Genomic DNA, 12,399 nt, shown 5'->3' with positions numbered 1-12,399 from the left:
CAGGTTATAAACCTGCTTGCCAAAATGCTTCACCCGCTGCAATAGGGTCATTTGTTTTTTCCAAAGTTTCAATCCAAACAGGATACTGACGAATAACAGGATGCTGGCTTGGATGAAAATCTTTTTTAAACCAATCCATATATTGTTTTTTCATAGCTGTTAATGTGCCATTTTTGCCAAAGAACCAAGGTAAACCTTTAAGGTTCATCAAAAGTCTTTCTCTTGGACTGAAGCCATCACATTTCAACATGATATTGGTACGGTAAAGCGTAAAACCGAACATGAGTACGGTTGTTAAAACAAGCACAAAGCGACGTGTTGACTCTGGAACTTCTCCCACCTGTTTCATGACATCAAAGGCAACATCGCGGTGTTCCATCTCTTCAATGGCATGCCAAGCAAACAGTGCTCGAACATAAGGATAAGCGTTTTCTAAAGTTTTTTTATGGCTATAAAAGGTTTCTGCCATTAACGCTGTTAAATGTTCAGCGGCAGCGGTCATGGCAATATTATATTGTGGTGAACGTTTTGTTAGTTCAAAGCGGAAAATCTTTTTAAGGGTGGTCGTGAACTGGTCAACAGGCATGCCTTGCTCTTTCATGAGCTGATTCATTTTGTCATGTGCAATACCGTGTTGAGCTTCTTGTTTAATAAAATCCGCAACTCGTTTTTGTAGTTCAGGATCATCAATTTTATCGCGGAACATACGCACACATTCAATGAAGTAACGCTCTCCATCTGGAAAGGTTAAGCTGAGTGCATCAAACATACGAGTTAAAAAAGGGTCATTGTTAAACCAAAAGCGAGGTGCTTCGTTTAAATGAAAATCGAGATCTTTACGAACTACTGGTTCGACCTGATAAGAAACATGTGCGTTCATCTTTTATTTCTCGCAACTATAACCTTTTCATTAGTATGTCGCGAGTGGTCGGCTTTGTTTTGACAGTTATCGCCAATTTTTATACAGTTTGCGACAAAATGGCAGTAAAAAGGACGCGCCATGCAAGAATTTACTATCTCAAATGGTTACTTCTACCTTTGGAATACGTATTTAAAAGAAAAGGGAATAGATTGGCAGACACTTAATTTAAGTGAAATTCAAACACGTCAAGTCCAAAATATTTTATCTGCTTCTATAGATGCTCAATCTTCTTTAGACCTTTTTATTGAACTTTTAGAGATAACTGAAACGCGATTACATGTGACTAATTTGGCTTTAGAGATGGCAGCCTGTATTACCCCTGCCAACTTTGGGGTCTTGGGTTATATGGCGTCCAGAAGTGATACCTTAGGTCAAGTGGTGGAGTATATTGCAAAGTTTCATCGTTTGGTCATTGATGGTGCACAGGTTGTCCCTATACAAATTGAACAGGATGCCTCCAAAATTCGCCTATATTGGCCTTTGGTCGACGACAGTAATATTCTACTAAGTGAGCTGACCTTGGCCGCAATGGTACAGCTTGCTAAACAGATCGCCCCTTTACATGAGTTTCTTTTACAGCATGTAGAGTTCGTACACCGAGCGCGTGGAGCAGTGGTTCACTATCAACGTTTCTTTCAGTGCAAATTATCATTTGAGCGGCCTTACTATGCATTAACTTTTGCAAGTGAAAGTTTAAATGTTCGCCCTCAACATGCAGACCCAACTTTGGTGCAACTTTTGGTGAAACAAGCTGAAGAAGCTTTAGTTCAGCGGAAAATACATGCCGATTTAGTTCAGCAAATACATTGGATCGTACAGGAATACTTTAAGCATAAGCAGCAAGCGCCCAAAATAGAAGATATTGCCATCGAGCTGAATGTTTCTGTTAGAAGCTTGCAGCGCCAATTACAGGCATTAAACACTTCATTTAAATTAATTTTAGATGCTGAGCGTATGAAACGCTGCGAGATATTGTTAAGACAAAATGAAAGTCTGACTGCAATTGCCGACCAGTTAGGTTATTCGGATCAGTCTGCACTAGCAAGAGCATATAAAAATTTAACAGGGCAAACATTATTAACTCGAAAAAAGCAATTACAGCTCATCCAGAAAAATGCAACGAAATAGAATTTTAGATGCTTTTTTGCTCAATTTGTAAATCAATAATGGCCCAAAAATAGGAAGCTTTGATCATTGAGAAAAGTTTCAAAATATTGATAAATGTACGCCATGGGTTGTATGAATCATACAATCGAATATCGCCATAACGTTAGACCTGTTCAATGAACAAAAAATAGCGTTAAAATGCGGTGTTCTTGTATTTCTACAAACAACTCCTCAATTTTAAATAATTCAAGGAAAGCACAACCCTATGTCACGTCTTGCCACCCGTTTTGAAAAGCTGCAGTCCCAACAACGTAAAGCGCTTGTATCTTATGTCATGGCGGGTGATCCACAGCCACAAGTAACGGTGCCGTTACTTCATAAAATGGTTGCGGCAGGAGTAGACGTCATTGAGCTTGGTTTACCATTTTCAGACCCGATGGCTGATGGTCCGGTAATTGCACTTGCTGCTGAACGCGCACTTGCGGCTGGGACGAACACCTTAGATGCGCTGAACATGGTAAAAGAGTTTCGTGAGCAGGATCAGGAAACACCTGTAGTTTTAATGGGTTATCTTAATCCTGTTGAAGTGATTGGTTACGAGAAGTTTGTTTCTTATGCGAAACAATGTGGTGTAGATGGCTTATTACTTGTGGACTTACCACCGGAAGAGTCAAAAGAATTTGGTGCAATCTTGAAACAACATGATATGGACCAGATTTTCTTACTTGCACCAACTTCAACTGATCAACGTATTCAACACGTAGCGAATCAGGCAAGCGGGTTTATCTACTATGTTTCACTCAAAGGTGTAACAGGTGCAGCGACTTTGGATACTTCTGAAGCGGCTGCACGTATTGAAAAAATCAAAGGTATGACTAACGTTCCAGTTGGCGTTGGTTTCGGAATTAGTGATGCTGCTTCAGCGAAAGCCATGGGTAGTGTTGCAGATGCCGTGATTGTAGGTAGTGCTTTCGTTAAATCTTTTGCAACGTTGGCAGCTGATGAAGCTGTTGAACAGACGGTGAATAAAGTCAAGGAGCTTCGAGCAGCGCTCGATGAGTTAGTATGAATCAAGAAGTGAAATCAGGGAAAGTTCTTAGCCCTTCGACGCCATGGACACAGCGTCCAGTTCCAGGTATTGAAGTTGCAGATGAGCAACAGACTCTCAAAGCAACATTTACTGAGCCAACTATTGAGTGCCCTGAATGTCATGCTTTAGTGACACGTACAGCAATATCTTTTAATGCGTATGTATGTCCACAGTGTGACGAACACTTACGAATGAAAGCTCGCGATCGCTTAAACTGGTTCTTCGACAATGTTGTGGCTGAATTAGGTCAAGAGTTTAGCGCGAAAGACCCATTAAAGTTTGTTGATAGCAAACCATATCCAGACCGTATGCGTGAAGCGCAAACTAAAACTGGTGAAACGGAAGCTTTAATTGCCATGCAAGGTAACTTAAATGGCGTAGATATGATTGCATGTGCTTTTGAGTTTGACTTTATGGGCGGCTCAATGGGTACTGTAGTAGGTGACCGTTTTGTTAAGGCAGCTGAACTTGCAATTGAAAAACGTCAGCCATTAATCTGCTTTGCAGCTTCTGGTGGTGCACGTATGCAAGAAGGTATGTTGTCACTTATGCAAATGGCGCGTACTTCTGCTGCAATTCAAAAATTAAAAGATGCAGGCTTACCTTATATCGTGGTGTTAACACATCCGGTATATGGCGGTGTAACAGCTTCTTTAGCAATGTTGGGTGATATCCATATTGCAGAACCTAAAGCAATGATTGGCTTTGCCGGTAAACGTGTGATTGAACAAACTGTACGTGAAACACTAGAAGAGCCGTTCCAGCGTGCAGAATATCTGCTTGATCATGGTGTGGTCGATCAGATTGTTCATCGTCATGCTTTACGTGATACTGTATCTCGTCTTGTATCAAAATTGATGAACTTACCTTGAAACAACAAGCTCCACTTTCAACAGACTCTTTAGATACATGGCTCAATTATTGGAGCCATGTTCACGTTACAGGGATCGATCTTGGTCTGGAACGTGTTATTCCCGTAGCAGAAAAATTAGGCATGACTAAACCCAATGCCAAAGTTTTTACTGTTGCTGGAACAAACGGGAAAGGTTCAACCACAACAACGCTTGCGTCTATATTAAAAGCACAAGGGTACAAAGTTGGGTTGTATCAATCACCGCATATCTATCGTTTTAACGAGCGAGTCAAATTAGGTGGAGTTGAAGTTGATGACCAAAGCCTGATTGATGCTTTTGTACAAGTTGATCAGGCTCGTCGCGAGTGTGATTTAAGCCTATCTTTTTTTGAAGCAACCACTTTGGCTGCTTTTGTTATTTTTAAACAGCAACAATGCGATGTATGGGTTCTTGAAGTCGGTTTAGGTGGGCGTCTTGATGTTGTCAACGTAATTGACCCTAATATCGCCGTGATTACCAATATTGGCCTCGACCATACAGATTGGTTAGGCGATACCATCGAAAAAATTGCTTTTGAAAAAGCAGGTATTATCCGACCTCATATTCCTGTTATTTTTGCAGGTGAGCAATCTTTGCCTCAAGCGATTCAAGATAAGGCAAATAGCTCACAAGCCACGCTATACGCGATTAATAGAGATTATTTTTATAAACTCGCCGATGATGGAAAACATTGGTATTTTGCAAGTGAAGGAACCACTTTAAGGTTGCCGCTTGGTACACTTGCAATCGAGAATATTGCAGGAGCAGTTGCGGCCGTATTAAATAGCGGACTTGAAATCTCGCAACTAGCGCTAGAGGAGGGCATTACAAATGCCCGCTTGGCTGGACGCTTCGAAGTGCGCGAAGTTAATGGAAAAACCATTATTTTTGATGCCGGACACAATCCTCATGGTGTTGAATTTTTGTTAAAGCAATTGCGAAATTTCTTAGAATACAATAAACAGTACACAGAAGTTGTCGCAGTATTTTCAATGCTGGCAGATAAAGATATAAAATCAGTAGTCGATTTGTTGAAACCTACTGTTTTACATTGGAAAATTGCTGAGTTGAATGTGCCGCGTGCTGCACCGATTCAGCAATTGAATGACGCCCTGCAAGGCCAGACAATACAACAATTTGGCAATATCAAAGAGGCTTTTAAATCAGCGCTTGAGCAAACAAATAACAATCAGCTGATTTTAGCCTGTGGTTCGTTTCATACTTTAGAAGCGATTTGGGAGTATTTGGAAGAATGTCAATGAATAACAAACAACGCTGGATGGGTGGCGTTGTTTTATTAGGTGGTGGTGTTTTATTGGCAGCATTACTTCTAAAAGGAAATGAAGAAATAAAACAGGTAGATGTTCAACCCCAAACGTCAACATCACCGAAATTACAAGCTAAACCAAAGCAATCAGCACAAGAAGGGCAGATGGTACAGCTACAGCCACTTGCAGTTGATGTTGAAACAGAAAAACGTCTTCTTGAAGAACAGCGCCGTTCTCGTGAAAAAGCTGTAGCAGAACAAGAGGCTCGTGCTGCCGAATTCTTGGCAATGCAACAACAAGCAGAAGCGGATGCAGCTCGTAAAGCTGCTGCTGAATATGCCGCGATTAATGCTCGCCGAGCTGCTGCACAAGAAAGTTCCGATAATATTCCTCCTGAAGTCGCGGGTAGTGAGAATAAGGCAAAAGGACAGCAAACTGATACAAAAAAGTCAGTAGATCTGGCTAAAGCGGATGCAGATAAAAAAGCTGCTGAAGCGAAACGCTTAGCTGAGGCGGATAAGAAAGCGGCTGAGGCAAAACGTCAGGCAGAAGCAGACAAGAAAGCAGCAGAGGCTAAACGCCAAGCAGAAGCAGATAAGAAAGCAGCTGAGGCAAAACGTCAGGCAGAAGCGGATAAGAAAGCAGCAGAGGCGAAGCGCCAAGCAGAAGCGGACAAAAAGGCTGCTGAAGCTAAACGTCAAGCAGAAGCAGATAAGAAAGCAGCTGAAGCGAAACGTAAGGCAGAGGCCGAGAAAAAAGCTGAAGCAGAGAAAGCACGTGAGTTGCTTGAAAATGGTGATAAAAAATGGATGGTACAGGTTGCATTGGCTGCTAACCAAGCAAATGCAGATGCTGTAGTCTCTAAATTACGTGCAAAAGGCTATAAGGTCACGACGAGTCCAACCAGTAAAGGTATCCGTATTATGGTTGGTCCTGCAAAAGATAGAGATACGGCAGATACTACACGTAAGAAAATTACTTCTGACGCCAGTTTAAATATGAAGTCAGCTTGGGTGATTGACTGGGTGCCTTTAGATCAGCGTAAGTCAGATTAATTTTATTCTGAAATCTAATTAAGATGGATTCGACAGTTGCTGTTGAATCCATTTTACATTTTCAGGGGTAAATAAACGGTCAATATTCTTCCAAATAATATGATAACCATAACCCCCTTGTTTCATTTCTTTCACTGCATCATCAATTGCCCAGTTTTCAAAAATAATTCGATACATGGCGACGCTGGCCCCTGTACGGTCTGAACCATGATAGCAATGTAGTAAAACACGTTGATTATTTTGCTTGGCAAGTTGGATTTGCTGCATAACTTCTAATAAATCTTGTCGATCAATTGCCCATGTATTAATCGGAATATGAACAAGATTAAAGTTTTCATTTTTAAAGACTAAATCATCTGATGCTTTGGCTCTTAAGTTAATAATAGTCCCAATTTGATGGTGTTTTAATTCGGGAATCATTGCTGCATCGGGCTGTTCACTCCGGAAAACATCATTGCTAATTTGATAAAAATTATGAGTTTGAGAAACTAAGGTTCCCCAATCGTGAGGTCTGTGCTCATGGGCAATACTTTCGTGTTGCATACACCCTTGAAGGCTTAAACAGACCGCAAATGCAATGAGCGAAAATTTTTTCATGTTTGGTACCGCCGAAGCTCATGGGGGTCATGTGCACAAATGATCTCAATCGTTGGCTCATGTTGAGCCAGATGCTGTAATTTTTTTAGGTTAATAAGACGCTTTTCATTATCTTCTGCAAATGTCTTTTCTAGAAGGCTAAGAGATCTTAATTTATTTGCTGGATTTAGCTCTAGGTGTGAGTAGTAAGCATCTCCACAAAATAATAACCATTGATTTTGTTGTTTTATCGCAATACCACAATGTCCAGCAGAATGGCCCAATAATGGCACCATTAAAATTTCATCTTGAAATAGGGGGAAACCTTTTACTTTTTCAAGGTTAAACCATTTTTCACCTTGTTGATACTCAACAAAGTTCCAGTACCGATGTTGTTTATATTGATTAGTTCTATAACGAAGCTTACCTTTAAAATTAGGTAGTTGCGCAGCATTGTATTCAGTAGCTAGCACATGGACAGTGGCGTGAGGAAAGTCTGAAATTCCGCCTGCATGGTCAAAGTCGAGGTGAGTCACAAAAATGTGCTGCACATCTTTAGGATGGAAACCCAGTTTCTGAATTTGTTGGATAGCACTGAACTCAAGATTCGGTTCAATTTTCCCCAACCGTTTGACTAAAGAACCAAGGCGCTGTTGCATGTGTAGATAATCTTGTAGGCCAAATCCGGTATCAATCAGTACAAGGCCTCGATCAGTTTCTACCAAAAGACAATGACAAACAATTTCAGCTTTCCAGCCTTTCTGCCCAAATAAAGGTGCACATACAGGGCACATACTGCCGCATTTTAAATGATGAATTTTATGGATCATGATTTTTGTTTTTTGCACAAACTCTTGGGAAGTTATAACTGATCTCAACAGTAAAAACCATGTGTATTCATTAATGTAAAAAAAAGCCATCGGGTGAGATGGCTTTTGAGATGGAAATATTTGTTTATTTACGTGAACTGGCTGATTTAGAATTTTTTTAATATTTGCCTACGCACTTTGCTTGTCTTGCAGGGGACCTTTCAGACGCTTGCCTACGCACTGCGTTTGTCTTGCGCTTCGATTAAAGCCTTGTTAAAGGCTTTAATCTTGCTCAGGCTGTGGCGTAAGGCGTAAATAAGGTTTCACCGCAGTATAACCTTTAGGGAAGCGTTGTTTAATTTCCTCTTCATCTTTTAAAGAAGGGACAATGACCACATCTTCACCTTGTTGCCAGTTTGCTGGTGTAGCCACTTTATGCTTATCGGTTAATTGTAATGAGTCAACAACACGTAAGACTTCATTAAAATTACGACCAGTCGAAGCAGGGTAGGTGATGATTAAACGAACTTTTTTATTTGGGTCAATAATCACTAAAGAACGAACAGTAAGGGTTTCACTGGCATTGGGATGAATAAAACCGTATAGCTCAGATACTTTGCGGTCTTTGTCAGCAATAATTGGAAAATTGACTGTTGTATTTTGAGTTTCATTAATGTCATTAATCCAGCCTTTGTGCGACTCAACATCATCTACAGATAAAGCAATTGCTTTAACATTACGTTTTTCAAATTCATCTTTTAGTTTTGCTGTATAACCCAATTCAGTTGTACATACTGGCGTATAGTCGGCTGGGTGTGAAAATAAAATGCCCCAACTATCACCTAGAAAATCATAAAAATTAATAGTGCCTTCGCTTGATTCTTGTTGAAAATCAGGGGCTGTGTCGCCTAATCGTAATGTCATGATAAATCCTCAATTGCTTAAAATTTGTTATATGTTGAAATGACTATGCCGCAATTTATTTATTATTAAAATTATTGTTTTTATATTTTATTATGAACTTTTTATATAAGTGTAAATATATATGACCAAAACATATGAATTTATGGGCTGAATCAATGTAACTTTAAGATAAATTTGCTAAATTAGATTTCTCGGAAGTTGTGCTCAATAGATGAGCATTAATGTCGAGTTTTTAGGTGCCAGATGCTTTAAAGGGGCTTAGAAAATGGGTAAAACCATTTGTCTAATGATCAGATTTTTTTTATGGGTTTTGTGCAAACCCCTTGTACTTCAAATTTCTGACACCATAATAAACGACTGAGAAAAAATTTATTCATTTGACCAAGCAAGATTTAGAGAGTTTATCCATGTTGGCAAGTCTGATCGGAGGTATCTTCGGTACAAAAAATGAGCGTGAACTCAAACGCATGCGCAAAATTGTTGAGCAAATCAATGCGCTCGAGCCGACGATATCAGCTTTAAGCGATGCAGACTTATCTGCAAAAACTCCAGAATTCAAACAACGTTATAACAATGGCGAAAGTTTAGATAAGTTACTCCCTGAGGCGTTTGCAGTTTGTCGTGAGGCAGCAAAACGTGTAATGGGCATGCGCCACTACGATGTCCAGTTAATTGGTGGTATTACCTTACATGAAGGCAAAATTGCCGAAATGCGTACCGGTGAAGGTAAAACCCTTATGGGTACTTTAGCGTGTTACTTAAATGCATTAAGTGGTGAAGGCGTTCATGTCATTACTGTAAACGATTATTTGGCACAACGTGATGCTGAGTTAAACCGCCCTTTATTTGAATTTTTAGGTCTAAGCATTGGTACAATTTATTCAATGCAAGAACCAGCAGAAAAAGCAGCTGCTTATCTAGCTGATATTACCTATGGTACCAATAACGAATTTGGTTTTGACTACTTGCGTGACAACATGGTGTTTTCTTTAGCAGAGAAGAAACAACGTGGTTTGCACTATGCCATTATCGATGAAGTCGACTCAATCTTGATTGATGAGGCGCGTACGCCATTAATTATTTCTGGTCAAAGTGAAGATTCTTCACACCTCTATACTGCCATCAATACTATTCCACCAAAATTACGCCCGCAAAAAGAAGAAAAAGTTGCCGATGGCGGACATTTCTGGATTGATGAAAAGCAGCGTTCAGTCGAAATGACTGAAATTGGTTATGAAACTGTAGAACAAGAACTTATTCAAATGGGTTTGTTAGCGGAAGGCGAAAGCTTATATTCAGCTACAAATCTAAACCTCGTTCACCATGTTTCTGCGGCTATTCGTGCGCACTTCCTATTCCAACGCGACGTTCACTATATTATTCATGACGGTGAAGTCGTTATTGTTGATGAGCATACTGGCCGTACCATGCCGGGCCGTCGTTGGTCAGAAGGCTTACACCAAGCAGTTGAAGCGAAAGAAGGTTTGGCTATTCAACCTGAAAACCAGACTTTAGCAACAACTACTTTCCAGAACTATTTCCGTCTTTATAAAAAGCTTTCAGGTATGACAGGTACTGCCGATACTGAAGCTGCGGAAATGAAAGAAATTTATGGTCTGGACGTCGTTATTATTCCGACACACCGACCTATGATTCGTAATGACCAGAACGATTTAATCTACTTAAACCGTAATGGTAAATATAACGCGATTATTCAAGAAATTATGAATATTCGTCAGCAGGGTGTTGCACCAATCCTTATTGGTACGGCAACGATTGAAGCCAGTGAAATTCTATCGTCTAAATTGAAGCAAGCTGGTATTCATCATGAAGTTTTGAACGCAAAACAACATGAGCGTGAAGCAGACATTATTGCTCAGGCAGGTAGCCCGAATGCAGTAACAATCGCAACAAACATGGCCGGTCGTGGTACAGATATTATCCTAGGGGGTAACTGGAAAGCGAAACTTGCCAAACTTGAAAATCCTACCCCTGAAGATGAAGCGCGTCTAAAAGCGCAATGGGAACAGGACCATGAAGATGTATTGCAAGCAGGTGGCTTACACATTATTGGTTCTGAACGCCATGAATCACGCCGTATTGACAACCAGTTACGTGGTCGTGCGGGCCGTCAGGGTGACCCTGGTGTTTCTCGTTTCTATTTATCTCTTGAAGATGACCTCATGCGTATTTTCGCAGGCGATCGTGTCGTTGCCATGATGCGTGCAATGGGGCTTAAAGAAGATGAAGCGATTGAACACAAAATGGTAAGCCGTTCTATCGAAAACGCGCAGCGTAAAGTTGAAGCACGTAACTTCGATATTCGTAAAAACTTACTTAAATATGATGATGTGAATAATGAACAACGTAAGATCATTTATTCACAACGCGACGAAATCTTAGCTGAAAATACTTTACAAGAATACGTTGAAGAAATGCATCGTGAAGTAATGCAGGCGATGATTGCTAACTTTATTCCACCAGAGTCAATCCATGACCAATGGGATGTGGAAGGCTTAGAAAATGCTTTACGTATTGATTTGGGTATTGAGCTACCAGTTCAAGAATGGCTAGAACAAGATCGACGTCTTGATGAAGAAGGCTTGGTTGAACGCATCAGTGATGAAGTAATTGCGCGTTATCGTCAGCGCCGTGCACAAATGGGTGATGAATCGGCAGCAATGCTTGAGCGTCATTTCGTTTTAAATTCTCTTGATCGCCATTGGAAAGATCATTTGGCTGCAATGGATTATTTGCGTCAAGGTATCCACTTACGTGGCTATGCGCAAAAAAATCCTGAGCAGGAATATAAGAAAGAAGCATTTAACTTATTCGTGAACATGCTGGGTGTAATTAAAACTGATGTTGTAACTGATCTGTCTCGCGTACATATCCCAACACCAGAAGAGCTTGCAGAAATGGAAGCTCAACAGCAGCAACAAGCAGAAGCAATGAAGCTTTCTTTTGAACATGATGATGTGGATGGATTAACAGGTGAAGTGACCGCTTCTCAAGAAGCACTTAATGATTCAGCTACTGAACAACAAACGTTCCCTGTACCTGAAAGTCGTAATGCTCCATGTCCATGTGGTTCTGGTTTGAAATATAAACAGTGTCACGGCAAAATTTAATTTGTGTTATAAAAAAAAGCAGAACGTTTGTTCTGCTTTTTTTTCGTTTGTAGTAAGCCTGTGAATAATGTTTGCAGTTTTAAGCATTAAATGCTATTTACTTCTCATCCAGAGTGTATGTTGGAAAGACAATGAAAAAAGTATTACAACCTTTATTTTTAACTGTTCTTGCTGTGCCAAGTTTTGTTTTCGCAGCAGAAACAGCTTCAGCCCCTCAAACCACAACGGTTGATAAAGTACTTGCGGCAAAAGGCCCAACTTCGGCTCAGGCTGTAGTGAAACAAGAAAATACGACGGTGATTAGCCCTCGTACAGGTATTCGTTACACATTGGGTAATACGGGTAATCGCCCAATCATTTTACAAACTGCTGCGATCGCTCCAGCAAACTCTGCAAATATTAACCGTATTGTTGCAAGTAACCCAGCTCTATCTCCAAAGAGCCAAGAAAAAGCAAAAGTTGCATTAATTGGTGAAGCTGCTGTTGCTGGTGCGGCAGCAGTTGCAGCGAGTAATGTAACTGCTCCGGCTGTACCAAACAGTGTTACACCTGCAAATCCTGCATCATTGAACTAAGTTCTATATAAAAAAGCCGGTCAATTTTGAACCGGCTTTTTTATATCAG

Annotated in this window: 11 protein-coding genes; 7 read left to right on the top strand and 4 right to left on the bottom strand. The window is 40.4% G+C overall.

Annotation, left to right across the window (positions count from 1 at the left end):
• Positions 1 to 4: 4 nt before the first annotated feature.
• A complete protein-coding gene (locus EG365_RS05140; protein WP_000991232.1) occupies positions 5 to 880 on the bottom strand; it encodes a metal-dependent hydrolase in 876 nt (291 codons plus the stop codon).
• A gap of 120 nt (positions 881 to 1,000) precedes the next feature.
• Between EG365_RS05140 and EG365_RS05135 the strand changes: the two genes are divergently transcribed.
• The 5 genes from EG365_RS05135 (at position 1,001) to EG365_RS05115 (ending at position 6,335) form a co-directional block, all read left to right on the top strand.
• A complete protein-coding gene (locus EG365_RS05135; protein WP_001155161.1) occupies positions 1,001 to 2,050 on the top strand; it encodes an AraC family transcriptional regulator in 1,050 nt (349 codons plus the stop codon).
• 244 nt (positions 2,051 to 2,294) lie between these two features.
• Entirely contained in the window at positions 2,295 to 3,098 is an 804-nt protein-coding gene (trpA, locus tag EG365_RS05130; RefSeq protein WP_000088559.1) for a tryptophan synthase subunit alpha, read from the top strand.
• Positions 3,095 to 3,991 carry an acetyl-CoA carboxylase, carboxyltransferase subunit beta gene (accD, locus tag EG365_RS05125; protein WP_001071168.1) on the top strand — a complete coding sequence of 299 codons (897 nt, stop codon included), beginning with the start codon at positions 3,095 to 3,097 and terminating at the stop codon, positions 3,989 to 3,991. The genes trpA and accD overlap by 4 nt, the downstream gene beginning before the upstream one ends.
• Positions 3,988 to 5,274 carry a bifunctional tetrahydrofolate synthase/dihydrofolate synthase gene (gene folC / locus EG365_RS05120; RefSeq protein ID WP_000813081.1) on the top strand — a complete coding sequence of 429 codons (1,287 nt, stop codon included), beginning with the start codon at positions 3,988 to 3,990 and terminating at the stop codon, positions 5,272 to 5,274. Before accD ends, folC begins: the two co-directional genes overlap by 4 nt.
• A complete protein-coding gene (locus EG365_RS05115; protein WP_002001156.1) occupies positions 5,265 to 6,335 on the top strand; it encodes an SPOR domain-containing protein in 1,071 nt (356 codons plus the stop codon). The genes folC and EG365_RS05115 overlap by 10 nt, the downstream gene beginning before the upstream one ends.
• Positions 6,336 to 6,353: 18 nt before the next feature.
• On the opposite strand, the gene EG365_RS05110 is transcribed toward EG365_RS05115, so the two are convergent.
• The 3 genes from EG365_RS05110 to EG365_RS05100 all read right to left on the bottom strand — a co-directional run bounded on the left by EG365_RS05110 (position 6,354) and on the right by EG365_RS05100 (position 8,644).
• Positions 6,354 to 6,932 carry a dual specificity protein phosphatase family protein gene (locus EG365_RS05110; protein WP_000714606.1) on the bottom strand — a complete coding sequence of 193 codons (579 nt, stop codon included), beginning with the start codon at positions 6,930 to 6,932 and terminating at the stop codon, positions 6,354 to 6,356.
• Positions 6,929 to 7,741, bottom strand: a complete 813-nt coding sequence (locus EG365_RS05105; RefSeq protein WP_002022492.1) for an MBL fold metallo-hydrolase — start codon at positions 7,739 to 7,741, stop codon at positions 6,929 to 6,931. The genes EG365_RS05110 and EG365_RS05105 overlap by 4 nt, the downstream gene beginning before the upstream one ends.
• A 261-nt stretch (positions 7,742 to 8,002) precedes the next feature.
• Positions 8,003 to 8,644, bottom strand: coding sequence for a peroxiredoxin (locus tag EG365_RS05100; RefSeq protein ID WP_000175334.1), 642 nt, complete (start codon positions 8,642 to 8,644; stop codon positions 8,003 to 8,005).
• Between the two features lie 407 nt (positions 8,645 to 9,051).
• Between EG365_RS05100 and secA the strand changes: the two genes are divergently transcribed.
• Positions 9,052 to 11,775, top strand: coding sequence for a preprotein translocase subunit SecA (secA, locus tag EG365_RS05095; protein WP_000881348.1), 2,724 nt, complete (start codon positions 9,052 to 9,054; stop codon positions 11,773 to 11,775).
• Between the two features lie 131 nt (positions 11,776 to 11,906).
• Positions 11,907 to 12,350, top strand: a complete 444-nt coding sequence (locus EG365_RS05090; protein ID WP_000757177.1) for a hypothetical protein — start codon at positions 11,907 to 11,909, stop codon at positions 12,348 to 12,350.
• The last annotated feature ends 49 nt before the right edge of the window (positions 12,351 to 12,399 follow it).

The sequence above is a fragment of the Acinetobacter sp. FDAARGOS_494 genome (genome assembly GCF_003812225.1).
Taxonomy (GTDB): domain Bacteria; phylum Pseudomonadota; class Gammaproteobacteria; order Pseudomonadales; family Moraxellaceae; genus Acinetobacter; species Acinetobacter baumannii.
The sequence above is the reverse complement of the archived record's forward strand: the minus strand, read 5'-3'. Positions and strand labels throughout refer to the sequence as shown.